16 protein-coding genes are annotated in these 18,644 nt (G+C 67.4%); 12 read left to right on the top strand and 4 right to left on the bottom strand.

Annotation, left to right across the window (positions count from 1 at the left end):
• Positions 1-2 precede the first annotated feature (2 nt).
• The 6 genes from ACMZ91_RS19820 (at position 3) to ACMZ91_RS19845 (ending at position 6,750) form a co-directional block, all read left to right on the top strand.
• Positions 3-2,057, top strand: coding sequence for a FimV/HubP family polar landmark protein (locus ACMZ91_RS19820; protein ID WP_414578080.1), 2,055 nt, complete (start codon positions 3-5; stop codon positions 2,055-2,057).
• A gap of 26 nt (positions 2,058-2,083) precedes the next feature.
• Positions 2,084-2,446 (top strand): VOC family protein, encoded by a 363-nt coding sequence (locus ACMZ91_RS19825; protein WP_032128247.1) that lies wholly within the window; start codon positions 2,084-2,086, stop codon positions 2,444-2,446.
• A gap of 32 nt (positions 2,447-2,478) precedes the next feature.
• Complete coding sequence (gene truA, locus ACMZ91_RS19830; protein WP_049398724.1) at positions 2,479-3,249, top strand: tRNA pseudouridine(38-40) synthase TruA; 771 nt, start codon at positions 2,479-2,481, stop codon at positions 3,247-3,249.
• Positions 3,246-3,902 carry a phosphoribosylanthranilate isomerase gene (locus ACMZ91_RS19835; RefSeq protein WP_019660598.1) on the top strand — a complete coding sequence of 219 codons (657 nt, stop codon included), beginning with the start codon at positions 3,246-3,248 and terminating at the stop codon, positions 3,900-3,902. Before truA ends, ACMZ91_RS19835 begins: the two co-directional genes overlap by 4 nt.
• Before the next feature lie 253 nt (positions 3,903-4,155).
• Positions 4,156-4,845, top strand: a complete 690-nt coding sequence (locus ACMZ91_RS19840; RefSeq protein WP_132810546.1) for a hypothetical protein — start codon at positions 4,156-4,158, stop codon at positions 4,843-4,845.
• Positions 4,846-4,893: 48 nt separating this feature from the next.
• On the top strand, positions 4,894-6,750 hold the full coding sequence (locus ACMZ91_RS19845) for a C40 family peptidase (RefSeq protein ID WP_180845121.1): 1,857 nt from the start codon (positions 4,894-4,896) through the stop codon (positions 6,748-6,750).
• 48 nt (positions 6,751-6,798) lie between these two features.
• Here the strand turns inward: ACMZ91_RS19845 and ACMZ91_RS19850 are convergent, their stop codons facing one another.
• Positions 6,799-7,686, bottom strand: a complete 888-nt coding sequence (locus tag ACMZ91_RS19850; RefSeq protein WP_062606178.1) for a LysR family transcriptional regulator — start codon at positions 7,684-7,686, stop codon at positions 6,799-6,801.
• Positions 7,687-7,782: 96 nt separating this feature from the next.
• On the opposite strand from ACMZ91_RS19850, the gene trpB reads away from it, so the two are divergent.
• The 5 genes from trpB to glmM all read left to right on the top strand — a co-directional run bounded on the left by trpB (position 7,783) and on the right by glmM (position 12,943).
• Positions 7,783-9,000 carry a tryptophan synthase subunit beta gene (gene trpB, locus ACMZ91_RS19855; protein ID WP_134951963.1) on the top strand — a complete coding sequence of 406 codons (1,218 nt, stop codon included), beginning with the start codon at positions 7,783-7,785 and terminating at the stop codon, positions 8,998-9,000.
• A complete protein-coding gene (locus tag ACMZ91_RS19860; protein ID WP_134951964.1) occupies positions 8,997-9,677 on the top strand; it encodes a hypothetical protein in 681 nt (226 codons plus the stop codon). Before trpB ends, ACMZ91_RS19860 begins: the two co-directional genes overlap by 4 nt.
• 1 nt (position 9,678) lies before the next feature.
• On the top strand, positions 9,679-10,488 hold the full coding sequence (gene trpA / locus ACMZ91_RS19865) for a tryptophan synthase subunit alpha (protein WP_277779268.1): 810 nt from the start codon (positions 9,679-9,681) through the stop codon (positions 10,486-10,488).
• Between the two features lie 218 nt (positions 10,489-10,706).
• On the top strand, positions 10,707-11,582 hold the full coding sequence (gene accD, locus ACMZ91_RS19870) for an acetyl-CoA carboxylase, carboxyltransferase subunit beta (RefSeq protein ID WP_005410473.1): 876 nt from the start codon (positions 10,707-10,709) through the stop codon (positions 11,580-11,582).
• Positions 11,582-12,943, top strand: coding sequence for a phosphoglucosamine mutase (gene glmM / locus ACMZ91_RS19875; RefSeq protein WP_414578582.1), 1,362 nt, complete (start codon positions 11,582-11,584; stop codon positions 12,941-12,943). The genes accD and glmM overlap by 1 nt, the downstream gene beginning before the upstream one ends.
• Positions 12,944-13,024: 81 nt before the next feature.
• On the opposite strand, the gene ACMZ91_RS19880 is transcribed toward glmM, so the two are convergent.
• Genes ACMZ91_RS19880 through ACMZ91_RS19890 form a run of 3 tightly spaced genes read right to left on the bottom strand, consistent with a single transcriptional unit; the run spans position 13,025 to position 16,927 of the window.
• A complete protein-coding gene (locus tag ACMZ91_RS19880; RefSeq protein WP_032128254.1) occupies positions 13,025-13,882 on the bottom strand; it encodes a polysaccharide deacetylase family protein in 858 nt (285 codons plus the stop codon).
• Complete coding sequence (locus ACMZ91_RS19885) at positions 13,875-15,020, bottom strand: glycosyltransferase family 4 protein (protein WP_032128255.1); 1,146 nt, start codon at positions 15,018-15,020, stop codon at positions 13,875-13,877. Before ACMZ91_RS19885 ends, ACMZ91_RS19880 begins: the two co-directional genes overlap by 8 nt.
• Positions 15,021-15,040: 20 nt before the next feature.
• Positions 15,041-16,927, bottom strand: a complete 1,887-nt coding sequence (locus ACMZ91_RS19890) for a DUF3413 domain-containing protein (protein WP_414578584.1) — start codon at positions 16,925-16,927, stop codon at positions 15,041-15,043.
• 195 nt (positions 16,928-17,122) lie between these two features.
• Between ACMZ91_RS19890 and ACMZ91_RS19895 the strand changes: the two genes are divergently transcribed.
• The gene (locus tag ACMZ91_RS19895) at positions 17,123-18,058 is read left to right on the top strand and encodes a 2-oxoglutarate and iron-dependent oxygenase domain-containing protein (RefSeq protein WP_495497673.1); all 936 of its coding nucleotides are present in this window, start codon (positions 17,123-17,125) and stop codon (positions 18,056-18,058) included.
• Positions 18,059-18,644 lie beyond the last annotated feature (586 nt).

An 18,644-nucleotide genomic window follows, 5' to 3' on the forward strand; every position in this document is an offset into this window, starting at 1 on the left:
CCATGAATAAACGGGCCAAGGGCGCAAAGCGCCCGCTCACCTATCTGTCCGCCGCACTGCTCGCCCTGGCCAGCAGTTCGGCGCTTGCCCTGGGGTTGGGCGACATCCGGGTCCTGTCCAAGCCGGGCCAGCCCCTGCTGGCCGAAATCCCGGTGGTCTCGGCGGACCCGTCCGAACTGGAAAACCTGCGCGTGGCGCTGGCCTCACCGGTCACCTTCGAACGTGTCGGCCTGCAGCGGCCAACCGGACTGGTCAGTGAACTGCAGTTCGAACTGACCCGCGACACGCAGGGCAGGGCGGTGGTGCGCGTCACCTCGCAGGCGCCGGTGGAGACGCCGTCGCTCAGCTTCCTGATCGAAGCCGACTGGGGCCAGGGCCGCCTGGTGCGTGAGTACTCGGCACTGGTCGATGCGCCGCCCAGTGCGTTGGCCGTGGCCGAGCCGGAAATCGTCGCGCCGGCCGGTACGCTCTCCAATACCATCGTGCGTGAACCTGCACCGGCTTCGGTGCCAGCAGCAGAGACGCCCACGACGCCGCCACCACCGGTGGCGCCAGCACCGGCACGCCCGCGTGCGGCCTCCGCGCCAGTTGCTGCACCGGCGGCCGATGGCAGCATCACCGTGCAGCGCGGGCAGACCCTGTCGGAGATCGCCAGTGCGGTGGCACGTGGCAACCAGGTCAGTCGCGACCGCGCGATGATCGCCCTGCTGCGTGCCAATCCCGAAGCCTTCATCCGCGGCAACGTCAACCTGCTCAAGCAGGGTGCGGTGCTGCGCATGCCCGGCAGTGATGCGCTTGCTGCGGTCGACGCTGCCGAAGCGGCGACGCTCGTGCGCGAGCATGCCGCGCAATGGCGGCAGGCACGTACCGTGCCGCAACCGGTGGGCATGGCCGCACCGGTTGCCAAGGCGGCAGCCACGAACGCTTCTTCCCCGGCTGCGGCCAATGGGGCACGACTTGAGATCGCTCCGGCGCTGGCGTCCGACGCCGCGCACGCGGGCACAACCACCGGCACCGCTGCCGGCAGCGAGGGTGACATGCTGGGCAACGAACAACTGCGCCAGGCGCGTGAGGACATCGCCACCCGCGATGCCGAGATCGGCGAGCTGAAGCAGCGCGTGGCCGACCTGGAAAAGCTCAAGGAACAGCAGCAGTCGCTGATCGCGATGAAGGACAACGACCTGGCCGCCGCGCAGCAGCGCCTGGCGCAGGCACCGGATGCCCGCGATGCGGCAACGCCGTGGTACTGGCTGGGGCTGCCGGTGCTGCTGCTGGCGGCGGGCGCCGCCTGGCTGCTGCGTCGTCGCAAGCCGTCGCCGCTGCCGCCGCTGCGTGAGGAAGACGATGCCGCCGGCCTGGCCGCAGCGGTGCCGGCGGGTGCGGCGCTGGATACGCTGGCCGAGCAGTCCTCGTGGTCATCGGCTGTTGCCGGCAACGGCCGCCAGGAACCGGCGATGCCCGACTGGGCGACCGAAACCGAAGTGCACGACGTAGTGGTCGCCGAACCTGTCGCCGAGCACGCGGTACGGGCCGACTGGCAGGCCGACACGCTGCGCGACGAGGACGCAGTGGCCTTGCCCGAAGCGGTGACCGATCTGCCGCGCTGGGACGATTCCGCAACCACCGCCGACGAGGCTGTCGTCGCCGTGCCGCTGCAGGACGAACGCGTTGTACCGCAGGCGCCGGCCGACGTGGCGGTGCCGGATTACGCACTGCATGCCGAACAGCAGCCGCAGTTCCGCGGCGTGTTCGATCTGCCGGCCGACGCGCATGACAACGAGGCGCCGGCGGATGCCGCTCATCCCGAAGCCATCGACGGCATCGACCATGGCAGCATCGAGGCCTCTCATTCCGACGACATCGCGTCGAGCGCGGCCGCGCCTGCCGGCGACGCCGGCTGGTCGCCACGTGCCGGCCAGGAGCGCCTGGAACTGGCCATTGCCTACCTCGATCTGGGCGACGCGCAGACGGCGCGTACCCTGTTGCTGGAAGTCGCCGAAGGCGGTGACCTGCACAGCCAGGCCCAGGCCCGTGAACTGCTGGCGCGCCTGCCGTGACCGAACCTGCCGACAAGGACCTTGCCATGAGCCGCGAACGCCGCATCGACTACGTTGAATTCGCGTCCAGCGACCCGGCTGCCAGCCGTGCCTTCTTCGAGAAGGTGTTCGGCTGGTCGTTCGTCGACTACGGCAGCGACTACACGGCGTTCGACGATGGCCGCCTGCAGGGCGGCTTCTTCCGTGGCCAGCCGCAGCGGGCCAGCGACAGCGGTGCACCGCTGCTGGTGCTGTATGCCGACGCACTGGCACCGGTCGAGGCCGCCGTGCGCGACGCCGGCGGCGAGATCGTGCGCGCGGTGTTTTCTTTCCCCGGTGGCAGCCGCTTCCAGTTCGTCGAGCCCGGTGGCAACGAACTGGCGGTCTGGTCCGAACGCGATCCGGCCTGAGCGCCGCCCCATCCGCAACATCGAGGTAGCACATGCGTTATGCGCTTGGCGTCGAGTACGACGGCAGCGATTTCAGGGGCTGGCAGAACCTGGGCGAGGGTGGTCCCAGCGTGCAGGCCAGCCTCGAGCAGGCCCTGTCATCGGTGGCTGATGCGCCGCTGCAGGTGGTCTGCGCCGGCCGCACCGATGCCGGCGTGCATGGCCAGTGCCAGGTCGTGCATTTCGATACCGACGTGGTGCGCGATCCGCGCGCCTGGATGCTCGGCACCACCACCCGCCTGCCGCGCTCGATCGCGGTGCGCTGGTGCGTGCCGGTAGCCGATGATTTCCACGCCCGCTTCTCCGCGCGTGCGCGCCGCTATCGCTATCGGCTGCTCAACCGCGAGGTACGGCCGGCGCTGGACCGGCAGACCCTGAGCTGGGAGCGCCGTGCGCTGGACGAGACCCTGATGCATGCCGCCGGCCAGGCATTGCTTGGTGAGAACGACTTCAGCGCGTTCCGTTCGGTGCAGTGCCAGGCGCTGCATGCGCGGCGTGAACTGCAGTCGCTGCAGGTCAGCCGTCATGGCGAAGTGATCGAAGTCGCAGTACGTGGCAATGCATTTCTTCATCACATGGTCCGCAATATCGTCGGATCGTTGATCCTGGTGGGCAGCGGCGAAAAACCGGTGGAATGGATCGCCGAACTGCTGGCCGGGCGCGACCGCACCGTAGCTGGTCCCACCGCACCGCCGCAGGGCCTGGTGTTCCTTGGGCCCCTGTACCCCGACAACTGGCATCTGCCCGCCGAGGTCACGCTATGAGCCGTTCCTACTACCGTACGCGCATCAAGTTCTGTGGAATGACCCGTGCCGGCGACGTCCGCCTGGCCGGTGAGCTGGGCGTGGACGCAGTGGGTTTCATCTTTGCCCGCGAGAGCAGCCGCCGGGTTGCACCGGCCGAGGCCCGCGCGATGCGCCAGGCGATCGCGCCGATGGTCGACGTGGTGGCGCTGTTCCGCAACAACAGCAAGGAGGAAGTGCGCGAGGTGCTGCGTACGGTACGTCCGACCCTGCTGCAGTTCCATGGTGAGGAAGACGAAAGCTTCTGCCGCAGCTTCAACATGCCGTACCTGAAGGCGATCGCCATGGGCGGCCGTGAAGAGGTCAACGCCCGCACCCTGCAGCTGCGCTACCCCAGCGCTGCCGGCTTCCTGTTCGACAGCCACGCCCCGGGTGGCGGTGGCGGCACCGGCGTGGCGTTCGACTGGGGCCGCGTTCCGACCGGGTTGCACCGGCCGTTCCTGCTGGCCGGTGGCCTGAACCCTGAGAACGTCTACGATGCCGTGCTGGCGACGCTGCCGTGGGGCGTGGACGTCTCCAGCGGTATCGAGCTGGAGCCGGGCATCAAGGACGGCTACAAGATGCGCACCTTTGTCGAAGAAGTGCGTCGCGCGGATTGCACCGTTCTGGAGTGATCCGCGTCACCTGAGGGGTCACCCGGAATGTCATCGTCGACGGTGCATTCCGCCGTGCCGTGAAGGCGGGCGAATCCTGAATGCGATGAGTATCACGCTTTCGGGTAATTCAGGTTCCAGCGCCAAAAAGTCGACACCCCCCGAACATCTGATCGGACACAATGCGCCCAGCCTGTCTTGGCTGGGCGCGATGCCGTGTGCGTGTCGCTGGCCGCACCCCTGAGATACGCCCTACCTTTCGAACGAGGACGCAATGGATATGCCCCATCTCTCTTCCCGCCGTATCCGCCTGGCCCGCCTGACGCTCGTGCCCGGCCTGCTGCTTGCCTTGGGCGCGTGTGCGGCCGGTGACTCATCCGCCCCGACCGCATCGGCACCGGCCGCTGCCGCACCGGCAGATGCACCTGCCACAGCACCGGCCACGGTTCCGGCGGCAGCACCGGCAGCCGACGGCCTGACTGCGCTGATCCAGGCCAGTGGCGTGAAATGCAGCAACGCCAGTACGGGCAGCGGCTGCACGGCCGGCGATGTGGACAGCGGTGATTTCTACGATGTCGAACTGTCGCCGGACTGTGGCGACCATGGCTTCTTCGCGGGCGTAGCCGATGCCAAGGGCGTGGAGACGTTGAGTGCGGTGCCATCCACCGGCAGCAAGGCCAGCGTGACCGCGAAGCTGTCGAAGGGGCAACTGGTCTGCGTGCAGGGCATCGGGCGCACCGGACAGAATCCGCTGTTCTATTACGTCGTTGCGGTTCCCGCTGCGACGGTCGGCAAGTGCAAGGGCAACACGTTGTGTGACACCTATGGCGACAGGCCGATCACTGGCCTGGCGACCACGGGGGGCGAGGCCTGCCATGCGGCGGCGCCGGGACGTTACGCCGGGAACTGCGCACAGGGCTGGGTCAGTGCGGACGTGCTCGACGTGTTTTCCAACGGAATGTAATCACCGCCAGGGGAGCGGTCCAATCAACCACTGGCAAAGGAACAGCTCATGTCGGATCCAAAAATCACCCGGCTGGTCAGCAGCGTAGGTACCACACGCACGCTGGAAATGGACGATGGCAGTGTCGTCGAACGATCAGGCGGCAGCGTCTCGTGGCGCAACAACAATCCTGGCAATCTCAAGTTTGAATTCGCCGGCAGCGCGGACAAGACGGTGACCAATCCGCGTACCCGCGAGCAGGCGCTGGAATCGGCGCAGGGGCGCTACAAGGGCGTGGTCGATCTCGACCAATGGGGCAACGCGGTTTTCGAAAGCTATGAAGCCGGCCGGGTAGCGAAGATCCAGCTGCTCGAACGCCGGTTCGGCGACAAGACCGTGGAGGAAATGCTGCCGAGCTACTCCACCAAGGATTACAGCGGCACCACCCACCACAAGGAGCAGGCGGCCACCATCTATGCCGAAGGCGATCGCCAGGGTGTCGACCTGCGCTCGAAGACCGTCGGCCAGATGAGCGTGCGAGAGCGTGAAGTGCTGGCCGACGGCATCCGCCGTTTCGAGGGCTGGCAGCCGGGTGAGGTTGCCACGCAGCAGCCACCCACGCGCACTCCGGCGGCCGCGCCCGTGCAGACCCAGACCCAACCGCAGGTACAGACGCCTTCAGCGGCGGCGCCTGCTGCGGGCCAGGCCGCGGCTGCAGTCGGCAGTGCCGCGCTCTACAACGAGGCCTATCAGCATTTCATGGCCTCAGGCCGCCAGTACGAATACGGGCGCCCGGACCATCCGCGCCCGGGTCGCGACAGCAGCCGGCTGGAGCGTGACCTCGATGGTGACGGACGCTTCGGCGTGGATTGCTCGGCGTTCGTATGGCGAGGCCTGAAGAACGCGGGTTACGACGTGCGTGGCGAGAACGCTGCGGGGTTCACTACGTCGACGCTGTTCAATGGTGCGAACACCACGGCTTACGCACGCGAGCATTTCGATGTGACCTCGGCTGCCGAAGCACGCAAACCGAACGGATCGCTGAAGCAGGGCGACATCCTGATGTTCTCCTCGTCGCAGGGCCAGCATGTCGGCATTTTCAAAGGCTACGACGCGCAGGGAAACATCCAGTTCATCGGTTCACAGGGAAGCACCGGGCCGGCCGAAGTCACCATCCGGCCGGGCGGGTACTGGGATGGCGGAAGCACCCGCATCGTTGGTGCGCTGACACCGAAGCCGGAATTCCAGGTGCGCGCGCCGCTGCACGGCAATGGCGAACCTGCGCTGTCCCGGCCAACCGCCACCGTGCAGCCGGCTGCATCACACGCGGCCGCCAGCGAGGTGATGAAGCAGGGGCAGCGTGGCGCGGACGTGCAGGCGTTGCAGCAGACTCTCAACCAGCTCGGTGTGCGTGATGCGCAGGGCCATCGGTTGTCAGAGGATGGCCGTTTTGGTGATCACACCCGCGAAGCGGTGATCGCGCTGCAGAAACAGCAGGGGCTGGTGGCCGATGGAATTGTCGGTCGCCAGACCGCTGCCGCGCTGGCGGCGGGCCGTGCGCAGGGCCATGAACCTGCAGCGGCTGTACCGAAGGGGCCGTCGCTGAACGATGCATCGCATCCGGACCACGCACTGCACAACGCCGTCCGCAGCAAGCTTCCCAGCGTGTTTTCCGAAGAGGCTGCCGCCAATATCACCCTGCATGCAAAGCAGAACGGAATCGACGCGGCCGACAAGCTGCAGAGCATCACGGTGCAGGATGGCAAGGCGTTCGTGATGGGCACGACGCCGGGCTTCCGCACCGCGGTCGACCTGGCCCAGGCGCCGCCGTCGCTGGAGCAGACCAGTGCCAAGCTGCTGGCAGATCCTTCGCACCAGCAGCAGGTGCATGAGGAGCAGCAGCGGGTCGCGATGGGCGGTCGCTGAGGCCTGTGTTGCCGGCTCCGGGCGGTGAACGCCACCCGGAGCCTTGTCTCATCGCAGCTGTGCTGCTGCCCAGTCGGCCAGGGCGTCCACCCGTGCATCGGCCGGGCCATCCGGCCGCGCCAGCACCCAGAAGCCGCCGGTGGCGGTAAATCCCCACGGTGCGACCAGCCGGCCTGCGGCCAGATCTTCGGCCACCAGCGGCTCCGGTGCGATCGCCGGGCCCAGCCCGGCTACCGCGGCTTCCAGCAGGTAGTAAAGGTGCTCGAAGGCGGTGCCCAGCTGCAGCTTCGACACGTCCAGATCGTGCGCCTGTGCCCATGCCGGCCATGCCTGCGGCCGTGAGCTGGTGTGCAGCAGCGTCTCCTGCAGCAGCGCCGACGGCGGTGCATGCCGCAGGCGCTGCGCGGCCGGATGCGACGGCGCCACCACCACACCGACCCGTTCCGGCGCCAGCTCGCGTACCTGCCAGCCTCGTGGCCACGGGCCCTGCGCCAGCAGCAGCACCGCGTCCAGCGCCGCCTGCGCTTCGGTGAAACTGCCATCCAGTGCCGACCACTGCAGGCGCACGCCGGACAGGGCAGCCTGCAATGCTGGCAGTCGTGGAATCATCCAGCGCGCCAGCACGCTGCCACTGCAGCCCAGTACCAGCGCCGGGGCTGCTGTCGGCCGCCGCAGTTCGCGCACGCAGTCTTCGATGCCGCTGAAGGCCTCGCTGCATGCTGCCTGCAGCCGCGTGCCCGCAGCGGTCAGGCGCAGGCCACGGCCGGCCCGCTGGAACAACGCCAGGCCAAGGTGATCCTCCAGCAGCTTCAACTGCCGGCTGACCGCGCCGTGGGTGACGTGCAGGTCCTGCGCGGCGCGCCCAACGCCGCCAAGGCGGGCCGTCGCTTCGAACGCGCGCAGCGCATTGAGGGGAGGCAGCAGGGAACGGCTCATGTGAGATTTCCTGACGATATGCGCCAGATAATATCCATTTTCCGGTCATGACCCGTGCGCTAGAGTATCCACCTGTCTGAACCACCGGTCGTATCCATGTCTGCCTCCCCCATTGCCGACTATCACGCCTTCCCGGATGCCCAGGGCCACTTCGGCCGCTATGGCGGCAGTTTCGTTGCCGAAACCCTGGTCGGCCCGCTGCAGGAACTGGCCCAGGCCTATGACCAGGCGCGCCAGGATCCCGCATTCCAGCTGGCCTATGACCGCGATCTGGCGCACTACGTGGGCCGGCCGAGCCCGATCTATCACGCCCAGCGCCTGAGCGACCATGTCGGCGGTGCGCAGATCCTGCTCAAGCGCGAGGACCTGAACCACACCGGCGCGCACAAGATCAACAACACCATCGGCCAGGCCTTGCTGGCCGCGCGGATGGGCAAGAAGCGCATCATTGCCGAGACCGGTGCCGGCCAGCATGGCGTGGCCAGTGCCACGGTTGCCGCGCGGCTGGGCCTGGAATGCGTGGTGTACATGGGCGCCACCGACATCGAGCGGCAGAAGATCAATGTTTACCGCATGAAGCTGCTGGGCGCGACGGTGGTGCCGGTCACTTCCGGCTCGGCCACCCTGAAGGACGCACTCAACGAAGCCATGCGCGACTGGGTGACCAACGTGCAGGACACCTTCTACATCATCGGCACCGTGGCCGGCCCGGATCCGTATCCGCGCATGGTCCGTGACTTCAATGCCATCGTCGGCCGCGAAGCGCGTGAGCAGATGCTGGCCGAATACGGCCGCCTGCCCGATGCGATTACTGCCTGCGTGGGCGGCGGCAGCAATGCGATCGGCCTGTTCCATGCCTTCCTCAACGACCGCCAGGTCGAGATCGTCGGCGCCGAAGCCGCCGGTGACGGCATCAACTCCGGCCGCCACGCCGCTTCGATCGCTGCCGGTCGCCCCGGTGTGCTGCACGGCAACCGCACCTATGTGCTGTGCGACGACGACGGCCAGATCATCGAGACCCACTCGGTATCAGCCGGCCTGGACTATCCGGGCGTCGGCCCGGAGCACGCATTCCTGGCCGATACCGGTCGCGCACGCTACCTCGGCATCACCGACGAGGAAGCGCTGCAGGCCTTCCATCTGCTGGCGCATACCGAAGGCATCCTGCCGGCACTGGAGTCCAGCCATGCGTTGGCGCAGGCGATCAAGCTGGCGCGCGAGCGACCGCGTGACCAGATCGTGCTGTGCAACCTGTCCGGCCGTGGCGACAAGGACGTGCACACCATCGCTGCGCGCGAAGGGCTGGTGCTGTGAGCGCGCGGCTGCGGAACAGCGGGGTGCTTCTGCTGGTGCTGGGCCTGGCCGCGTGCCAGCCGCCGGAACCGCCAGTGCTTGCGCCGGCCGCCAAAGCCACCGCGCAGTCCGCACAGCAGCCGGCCGCCAACGATGACCTCGACCCGATGGCGCGTACGCCGATCGTCGATCCGCCGTCTGCGGAAGAGAGCAACGGCGACAACGCCCCCGCCGTCGCCTCGGTGGCACTGGACCATGCCGGCGAAGTGCTGGTCGGCCAGCACATGGGGGACCTGAAGTCACTGGGGCCCTGGAAGGCACAGGGCGCGAAAGAGTTCTTCGAAGGCGACTGCGAGTACTACGACGGCAGGGGGTTGCCGCCGGGCGTGTCGATGATGACCGACGACGACCGCGTGGTCCGTTTTGATCTGAAGCCGGGCGACGACCCGGAACTGCCGGTTGAACAGCCCGGTCCATTCGGCCTGCGCATCGGCATGACCCGTGCCCAGGCCATGGCGCAGTTCCCGAAGCCGCCGGTATCCAGCCCGCATGCCTACGACGGTGACCAGGGCGAGTACCTCACCTGGCAGGACCCGGGTTCGGACCTGGGTATCCGCCTGGAACTGTTTGAAGGGAAGGTCACCCGGATGTACTGGGGAACCAGCGATGCGATTGAACTGATTGAAGGATGTGCCTGAAATGCCCGTATCCCGACTCGATGCCTGTTTCCTGCGTCTGCGCGAACAGCAGCGCAAGGCGCTGATTCCCTTCGTCACCGCCGGTGATCCCTCGCTGGAGGCCACCGTGCCGGTCATGCACGCGCTGGTCGATGCCGGTGCCGATGTGATCGAACTGGGCGTGCCGTTCTCCGACCCGATGGCCGACGGCCCGACCATCCAGCGCAGCTCCGAGCGCGCGCTGGCGCGTGGTGCTGGCAGCCGCTACGTGCTGCAGGCCGTTGCGCAGTTCCGCGAGCGTGACGCTCAGACGCCGGTGGTGCTGATGGGCTACCTGAATCCGGTGGAGATCCATGGCTACGCGGCCTTCGCAACGGCAGCCGTGGAGGCGGGTGTGGACGGCGTTCTGCTGGTCGACCTGCCGCCGGAAGAAGCCGACGAAGCGCAGCAGGCCTTCGATGCAGCGGGCCTGGCACTGGTCCTGCTGGCGTCGCCGACTACCAGCGAGGCTCGCGCCGACAAGCTGCTGGCGCTGGCCCGTGGCTACCTCTACTACGTCAGCTTTGCCGGTGTCACCGGCGCATCCGAGCGCCTGGACAGCGATGCCGCCAGTGCCCGCCTGCAGGCGTTGCGCGCGCGTGCTTCGGTGCCGGTGGTGGCCGGCTTCGGCATCAAGGATGCCGACAGTGCTGCGGCGATGGCCCGCCAGGCCGACGGCGTGGTGGTCGGCAGCGCGTTGGTGGCGGCGCTGGCCGAAGCGGGCTCGGCTGAAGAGGCCGCACAGCGCGCTCGAACCTTCCTGGCTCCGCTGCGGCAGGCGCTGGACGCCTGAGGGGTAGTGCCGGCCGCTGGCCGGCACACGCCTGGGCCGCGTGTGCGACAAGGGGTGCCGGCCAGCGGCTGGCACTTTCCCGCACCTAAACGTACGTCCCAGCATGGTTTTTTCCGGCGGCCCCGTGTCCGGCAAGGGGGTGCACGGGCGGGGAAAGCGGAGCTAGACTGTCCGCCTTTGCGGCCCTTGGGCCGCCCTGAACGGAAGTGTCCTCCCGCATGAGTTGGCTCAGCAAGTTGATGCCGTCCGGCATCCGCACCGACAACACCCCCAGCAAGAAGCGCAGTGTCCCCGAGGGCCTGTGGGAAAAGTGCAGCAACTGCGGCAGCGCGTTGTACCGTCCGGAACTGGAAGAGAACCTGGAGGTCTGCCCGAAGTGCGGCCACCACATGGCGATCCGCGCACGTGCGCGCCTGGCCGCCCTGTTCGACGCCGACAGCACCACCGAGATCGGTGCGCGCCTGGGCCCGACTGACCTGCTCAAGTTCAAGGACCAGAAGAAGTACAGCGAGCGCATCAAGATCGCGCAGAAGAACACCGGCGAATATGACGCGCTGATCGCCATGCGCGGTCTGCTCAAGGGCCGTGCACTGGTGGCCTCGTCCTTCGACTTCGCCTTCATGGGTGGCTCGATGGGCTCGGTGGTGGGTGAGCGTTTCGCGCTGGCCGCCGAAACCGCGGTCGAGATCGGCGCCCCGTACGTGTGCTTCTCGCAGAGTGGCGGTGCGCGCATGCAGGAAGGCCTGTTCTCGCTGATGCAGATGGCCAAGACCTCGGCCGCGCTGGGCAAACTGCGTGAAGCGGGCCTGCCGTACATCTCGGTGCTGACCCACCCGACCACCGGTGGTGTGTCGGCCTCGTTCGCGATGCTGGGCGACATCAACATCGCCGAACCGCAGGCGCTGATCGGCTTCGCCGGCCCGCGCGTGATCGAGCAGACCGTGCGCGAGAAGCTGCCGGAAGGCTTCCAGCGCTCGGAGTTCCTGTTGGAGCACGGTGCCATCGACCAGATCTGCGACCGCCGCGAAATGCGCGACCGCCTGTCCGATCTGCTGGCAATGCTGGGCCGTCAGCCGGCGCCGGAGGTGGCTTGATGGGAGGCCGCAAGTACTTCGGTACTGATGGCATCCGTGGGCGGGTCGGCCAGGGCGTGATCTCGGCCGACTTCGTGCTGCGCCTGGGCAATGCCCTGGGCCGTGTCCTGGTCGCCCAGCGCGGCCAGGACGGGCGCCGGCCGATCGTGGTGATCGGCAAGGACACCCGCATTTCCGGTTACATGTTCGAAGCGGCACTGGAAGCCGGCCTGGTCGCCGCCGGCGCCGACGTACAGCTGCTGGGGCCGATGCCGACCCCGGCGGTGGCGTTCCTGACCCGCACGCTGGGCGTGGACGCCGGCATCGTCATCAGCGCCTCGCACAACCCGCATTACGACAACGGCATCAAGTTCTTCTCGGCCCAGGGCGAGAAGCTCGACGATGCCACCGAACTTGCCCTGGAAGCGGCGCTGGACGTTCCGTTCACCACCGCCGAATCGGAGAAGCTGGGCAAGGCATCGCGTGCGCGTGAAGCGGTCGGCCGCTACATCGAGTTCTGCAAGGCCAGCGTGCCGCGCGCGTTCGACCTGCGTGGCGTGCGCCTGGTGCTGGATTGCGCACACGGCGCCACCTACCAGATCGCACCGCTGCTGTTCCGCGAACTGGGGGCCGAGGTGATCGGCATCGGTGCCGAGCCCAACGGCGTCAACATCAACGCCGGTGTGGGTTCCACCCATATCGACAACCTGGCGGCCAAAGTCCGCGAGACCCGTGCCGATCTCGGCATCGCGTTCGATGGTGATGGCGACCGTGTGCTGATGGCCGACGACCAGGGCAACCCGGTCGACGGTGACGACCTGCTGTACATCCTGGCCCGCGCCTGGAAGGACGAAGGCCGCCTGCGCGGCCCGGTGGTCGGCACGCTGATGAGCAACTACGGCGTGGAGAAAGCTTTCGCCGATCTGCAGATACCGTTCGTGCGCAGCAACGTTGGTGACCGCTACGTGCACCAGGCATTGGTCGAAGGCGGCGGTGTACTCGGTGCTGAAGCGTCGGGCCATCTGCTGTGCCTGGACCGGGCCACCACCGGTGATGGCATCGTCAGCGCTCTGCAGGTGCTGGTCGCGCTGCGCAACAGTGGGCAGACCCTGCGCCAGGCGCTGAAGGGCCTGGTGCGGGTGCCGCAGAAGACCGTCAACGTGCGTCTGGGCAATGTCTCGGCCAAGGCCACGGTGCAGTCTGAAAGCGTGCAGTCCGCGCTGGCTGTGGCGCAGCAGGCCGTAGCCGGCCGTGGCCGCGCGTTCCTGCGGCCGTCCGGTACCGAGCCGGTGGTTCGGGTCACCGTGGAAGCCGATGACGCCACGCTGATGCAGCAGACGCTGGACCGCTTGTCCGCTGCGGTGCGTGAAGCCGCCAGCTGAGGCGACTGCGCATCCGTACAAAGAAAGCGCCCCGGAATTCCGGGGCGTTTTCTTTTGCGGCGGCCCGGGAGGATGGCGTGCTCAGGGCCCCGGCACCATCTTCTTCTGGCGTGCCTTGAACCCATTGAACAGCGGCGCGATCAGCGGGTTGTAACTCAGGCGGATGCGCTTGCGCAGCCAGTTGGCCGGGCGGTTGCGGATCGCGAAACGATAGATGCGTTCCGGGTCGCCACCGATCACGTTGCGGCCGAACGGGTGGGTAGTGTGCAGGTAGCGGAAGCCCTGCTCGCGCGCCACTTCGATGTGATCCTGGTCGAAATCACCGTACGGCCAGCACAAGGTATCGGACACGTCGCCAAGCTTGTCCTGCAGGACTTCGCGCGAGATCGCCAGATCCCGGCTCAGGCCCGCGCGGCGCTGCGCACGGTCCAGATCGTCACGGCGCAGCCAGCGGGTGTGGGTATGGGTGTGGCAATGCACTTCGAAGGTGCCGGCGGCGATGGCCGCACGTGCTTCGCTCCAGCGCATCATCACATCGTCACTGCGGTCCTGCTCGTAGATCGCCGCTTCGCAGCCGCGATGGTCCGGCGTCGAAGGTAGCGTCGCTCCGGCAATGCCGGCATGCGGACGTTCCGGGCCTTCGCCCATCCAGCCGGTGACCACGAACACCACGGCATGCATGCCGTACTTCTGCAGGATCGGATGGGCATACACCCAGTTGTCCAGGTAGCCATCGTCGAAGGTGATGACGATCGACTTGCGCGGCACCGGCTTGCCGGCCAGGAAGCCGGCGTACTGGTCCAGCGTCAGTGAGGTCCAGCCATTGCCTGCCAGCCACGCGATCTGGCTTTCGAAGTTTTCCGGCGACACGGTGATCATGCCCGGCGAAGGGCTGACATGGTGGTGCATCAGCACCGGAACGGTTCGCGCATCAGCCATGTCCCAGCTCCTTCAGCCACTGGTGGTAGTAGTGTTCGGTGGCTTCACCGTGGCCGTCCGGCGTGAAGCGGTGCGCGCCGTGCATCCAGTCCCAGCCAGCGCGGCCCATCTGCCGCCGCCGTTCCGGGTCGTCCACCAGCAGGCGCAAGGCACCTGTCAGGGCGGCATTGTCTCCCAAACGGGTGAGGATCGCATTGCTGCCATCGACCACCATCTCCGGCACGCCACCCACCCGCGTGGCTACGATCGGTACGCCCACATAAGCCGCTTCCAGGAACACGGTGCCGGCCGCTTCCTTGTGCGAGGCCAGCGCGAAGATGTCGAAGCCGGCCATCAGCCGGCAGGCTCCATCGCGGTAGCCGAGCAGGTGCACCTGGCGCTGCAGGCCGTGCTCGGCGCACATCGCCTGCAGTCGTTCCGTCACGGCCTGGCCATCACCGACGATCACCAGGTGCAGGTCCGGGTTGGCCTTGCACAACGGGATCATCGCCTGCAGCAGGTCGGCATGGCCCTTGGGCTCGCGCAGTACCGCCACGCAGCCGACCACGATGTCCTGTTCGCCGAAACCGAGCTCGGCACGCACCTGCGCGCGCGCGTCCTGCAGGCACTGCCAGGGATCGGCCTTGCGGATCTCGCTCCAGCGCGGCGGAACCGCAATCGGCGGCACGATGCCGATGCGCTCGGCCGGAATGCCACGGTCGGCCAGCAGCTGCTTGACGAAACTGCTGACGGTCAAAACCCGGTGCGGAAGCCCGGTATAGGTCAGCAGCGAATTGACCGGGCTCATCAGGTGACGCGAGCGCACCACCAGCGGCGTGCCGCCCAGGCGTGCACCGGCGGCGGCGATCAGCGCATCGCGGCGGCTGGTGGTGTTGACCACGTCGTAGCGTTCGCGACGCACCAGTCGCGATACCGACCACACGCCGCGCAGCAGGCGCGCCAGGCCTCCCATGCGCAGCGTATGCACGGTGAAACCGTCGTCGCGTGCCAGTGTGGCCAGGCGCGCATCGGGCTGGCACAGCAACGACACTTCATGGCCACGCGCGCGCATCACCTGCATGTGCCGGAAGATGTAGATCTCCTGCCCGCCCATTCCCTTGGCGGCTTCGGTATGCAGGATGCGCAGCGGACGGTTCATGCAGGATCGGTCCTTGAAGTTCAGCGGTTGCGGAAGCGGGTCAGCGCTTCCCATGCGGAGCGGATGGCGGCGGCGTCCGGCGCCTGCTGCGGCAGCGGACGGTAGTGCCGGTCGAGCGCGGTGGCGTTGCCGAACTTGTCGAACACGTAGATGGCATCGCCATGGCGTACCGCGCGCTGCGACCAGCTCTCCACCACCAGCGCACGTTCGCTGGTGGTGGGCGCGGCCAGCAGGTCCTGGCCAGTACTGAAGTCGCTCAGGGCGTTCTCGCAGCCCAGTGCGTGGCGCATCAACGTCGGCACCCAGTCCTCATGCGAACTGGTGCGCATCTCATGGCCGCTGGCCTGGCCTGGCCAGTGCAGCACGAACGGCACCTGCAGCTGGTAGTCGGAGAAGTTGCCGTTGTGGCCCCAGTAGTTCAGCTTGAGGTCGTTGAACTCTTCGGCATGGTCACCGGTGACCAGCACGATGGTGTTCTCGGCCAGGCCTTGTGCGCGAAGGTCGTCCAGCAGCGAGCCGACCAGGCTGTCGGCGTAGTGCACGGCGGTGCGGTAGCGGTTGAGCTCCGGCGTCGGGTCGTGGTCCGGGCCGAAGGACAGGAAGTCGATCTCCTTGGCCATCGGCGTGGCCACCGGCGGGTAGCTGGCGGGCAGGTGGTAGCCGGCGTGGGTGGAGTCGAGGAACACGAAGCCGAACCACGGGTGCTGCGCGGCCTGGCTGGTGCGGATGTCGTTCTGCAGCGCGGTGACGATGGCTGCGTCACGCTTGTCGGGTGTCAGGGCGGAGGGGCCCTGGTGCAGCTGGTCGCGTACGTCGGCGAAGGCGGTGCGGTCGAACTCCGGGCTGTACAGCGGCGCGCTGCCGTACAGGTGCAGGTCGTAGCCCTGCTGGCCCAGCACCTGGAACAGCTGCGAGCCGCGCTGTTCGTCCAGCATGCTCTGCCAGTAGCCGCCGGGCAGGCCGTAGAGCAGGCCGAACAGGCCGTAGCGGGTGGCATTGCCGGTGCTGAAATGCTGGTCGTACACGCGCGAAACCTGTGCCAGTGCCGTCGTATTGGGCATCAGCTGCGGCGTCATGGCGTCCTGGCGCAGCGACTCCAGCACCACCATCAGCACATTTGGCCGATGTGGGTTCTGGCAGCGCAGGGGCTGCAGCGGATACAGCAGCTGCGCATGGCGCGGGTCAGGCAGGCCAGCCTGCTGTTCGCTGACAACGCCCAGTTTGCGCATGAAGCTCTTGGCGGTGATCGGCTGCGCCCAGGGAAGGTAGTTCCACTGCGCGATGACGTCGCGGTCGCCGCGGGCATCGTAGTAGGCGGTGGCGACCTGGCCCCCCCCCATCAGCAGAGCGACCACCGCCCAGGCCTGCAGGACCCGGCGGCGGCGGGGCAGGGCGGGCAACAGCTTCCAGCATGCCCAGGCCAGCAGGCCTTCGGCGGCGAAGATGGCGGCGACCAGCAGTCCGGCCTGCAGCCAGGTTTTCCAGGACAACGCGACCTGGTCCTGCAGCGCGCCGCCGAACACCATGTTCACCACCATGGCATTGAGGTGGAACCGATACAGAGTGAAAACCTTCGCATCAACCAGCAGCAGGCACAGCCACAGGCCCTGCAGCAGCACGGCGCTGATGCTCAGCGTGCGCGCGCTGCGCGGCCACAGGCCCAGCAGCAGCGGCAGCAGGCCTGCGAGGGCACCAAAGGCGAGCAGATGCCCCGGCAGAGCGACGGACAGGTAAACCAGGCCGATTGCGCCACCGGGGTTGTCGGCCAGCGGTACGTTGCCGAGCGTGATCGCCATCGCCAGCAGCGCGTTGCCGGCCACGAACAGCGACCACCAGGCCAATCGGCGCCAGTGACGTGCCGGGCCGGAGGGCAGGGAGGTGTTGGCAGAAGGAGCAGCAGGGCGCATGAAGGACGGAGGCGGCAGGTGGAGCAGGGGCGGGAGTCCCGGTTGTGACGGAATCGTTAATCCGCGCGCGGGTTGCGCATTGTATCGGTTTGTTTCTTCGTATCGAGTGGCGTCCCCCGGGCGATCTGTCACAATGTTCAGGTGGGCCATGAATGCGCTGGCCCTTCCAGACCCAACGACAAGCCAGGAACCGCTGTGAGCCAGATCCCCACCCTCGACATCACCCGTTTCGACAGCGACCGCGAGGCCTTCGTGGCCGAGCTGGGCGCGGCCTACCGCCAATGGGGATTCGCGGGCATCCGCAACCACGGCATCCCGCAGGCCGACATCGACGCGGCCTACGATGCCTTCAAGGCCTTCTTCGCCCTGCCGGAGGAGGTCAAGCGCAAGTACCACGTGGCCGGCAGCGGCGGCGCCCGCGGCTACACCCCGTTCGGCGTGGAGACCGCCAAGGGCTCCAAGCATTTCGACCTGAAGGAGTTCTGGCACATCGGTCGCGAGATCGCCGACGACTCCAAGTACCGTGACGTGATGGCGCCGAACCTGTGGCCGACCGAGGTCGAGGGCTTCCGCGAGCGGGGTTACGGCCTGTACCAGGCGCTGGACAACCTGGGGTCGCGCGTACTGTCGGCGCTGGCCCTGCACATCGGCCTGCCGGAAGACTTCTTCGCCGACAAGACCAACTTCGGCAACTCGATCCTGCGCCCGATCCACTACCCGCCGATCACCACCGACGACATCCCGAACGTGCGCACCCGCGCGCATGGCGACATCAACTTCATCACCCTGCTGGTCGGCGCCAGCGCCGCGGGCCTGGAAGTGCAGTCGCACGAGGGCGAGTGGGTGCCGTTCACCTCGGACGCGGACACCATCGTGGTCAACATCGGCGACATGCTGCAGCGCCTGACCAACCACGTGTATCCGTCGACCATCCACCGCGTGGTCAACCCCCCGGGCGAGCTGGCGCGCCAGCCGCGCTACTCGGTGCCGTTCTTCCTGCACCCGAACCCGGACTATCTGATCGACGTGCTGCCGTCCTGCATCACCCCGGAGAACCCGAGCCGGTACCCGGAGGCGATCACCGCCCATGGCTTCCTCGAGGAACGCCTGCGCGAGATCAAGCTGAAGTAATGAGAAGTGAGGCCGCCGAAAGGCGGCCTTTTTCTTTAGCAGGGCTGCGCCCCGCACCCGCGGTAGTGCCGGCCGCTGGCCGGCAAGTCCAAAGCCAAAGCGGCTCTGGGCTTCTGCTGGTTGGGCGGGGCGGTGTGGGTTGGCAGGACACGCCGTAAACCCGTCCCTGGGGGCTCGATGGCGCCATCCATGGCGCCAACGGTCCTGCCAACCCACACCGCCCCACCCCCGACAGTTTCCCGGTGACGGTGGGTAAATCGCGATTCCCGGTAGGTGTCGACCTTGGTCGACACGGTAGATCCACGCCATGCGTGTGGGGTAGGGGTCAGATCCCTTTTCCGCAGGAAAAGGGATCTGACCCCGGCAGCTACCCGCAATGCCGCTTTTGCTTTTGCTCTTCTTATTTCTTTCCGTGGCGGGCGGAGCCGCCAGAATGTGTCAGAGGCCGGGCGGGTGGGGATGGCGGGGGTGTCCGCGGCATGGATGCCGCGGCCAAGCCCCCAGGGATGAAGTGACCCCCGAGACTTGGACGGGGTCAGGCGGCCGATTGGGCCTGCTCCCGGTACTTTACCGGGCTCAGACCTTT

Origin of the sequence: Stenotrophomonas sp. FR024 (assembly GCF_047500745.2) — a bacterium.
Taxonomy (GTDB): domain Bacteria; phylum Pseudomonadota; class Gammaproteobacteria; order Xanthomonadales; family Xanthomonadaceae; genus Stenotrophomonas; species Stenotrophomonas maltophilia_A.

What these genes read in the sequence shown, in the direction of transcription:
- ACMZ91_RS19820 (WP_414578080.1), top strand. Translation starts at nt 3, where the DNA reads ATGAATAAACGGGCCAAGGGCGCAAAGCGCCCGCTCACCTATCTGTCC.
- ACMZ91_RS19825 (WP_032128247.1), top strand. Translation starts at nt 2,084, where the DNA reads ATGAGCCGCGAACGCCGCATCGACTACGTTGAATTCGCGTCCAGCGAC.
- truA (WP_049398724.1), top strand. Translation starts at nt 2,479, where the DNA reads ATGCGTTATGCGCTTGGCGTCGAGTACGACGGCAGCGATTTCAGGGGC.
- ACMZ91_RS19835 (WP_019660598.1), top strand. Translation starts at nt 3,246, where the DNA reads ATGAGCCGTTCCTACTACCGTACGCGCATCAAGTTCTGTGGAATGACC.
- ACMZ91_RS19840 (WP_132810546.1), top strand. Translation starts at nt 4,156, where the DNA reads ATGGATATGCCCCATCTCTCTTCCCGCCGTATCCGCCTGGCCCGCCTG.
- ACMZ91_RS19845 (WP_180845121.1), top strand. Translation starts at nt 4,894, where the DNA reads ATGTCGGATCCAAAAATCACCCGGCTGGTCAGCAGCGTAGGTACCACA.
- ACMZ91_RS19850 (WP_062606178.1), bottom strand. Translation starts at nt 7,686, where the DNA reads ATGAGCCGTTCCCTGCTGCCTCCCCTCAATGCGCTGCGCGCGTTCGAA.
- trpB (WP_134951963.1), top strand. Translation starts at nt 7,783, where the DNA reads ATGTCTGCCTCCCCCATTGCCGACTATCACGCCTTCCCGGATGCCCAG.
- trpA (WP_277779268.1), top strand. Translation starts at nt 9,679, where the DNA reads ATGCCCGTATCCCGACTCGATGCCTGTTTCCTGCGTCTGCGCGAACAG.
- accD (WP_005410473.1), top strand. Translation starts at nt 10,707, where the DNA reads ATGAGTTGGCTCAGCAAGTTGATGCCGTCCGGCATCCGCACCGACAAC.
- glmM (WP_414578582.1), top strand. Translation starts at nt 11,582, where the DNA reads ATGGGAGGCCGCAAGTACTTCGGTACTGATGGCATCCGTGGGCGGGTC.
- ACMZ91_RS19880 (WP_032128254.1), bottom strand. Translation starts at nt 13,882, where the DNA reads ATGGCTGATGCGCGAACCGTTCCGGTGCTGATGCACCACCATGTCAGC.
- ACMZ91_RS19885 (WP_032128255.1), bottom strand. Translation starts at nt 15,020, where the DNA reads ATGAACCGTCCGCTGCGCATCCTGCATACCGAAGCCGCCAAGGGAATG.
- ACMZ91_RS19890 (WP_414578584.1), bottom strand. Translation starts at nt 16,927, where the DNA reads ATGCGCCCTGCTGCTCCTTCTGCCAACACCTCCCTGCCCTCCGGCCCG.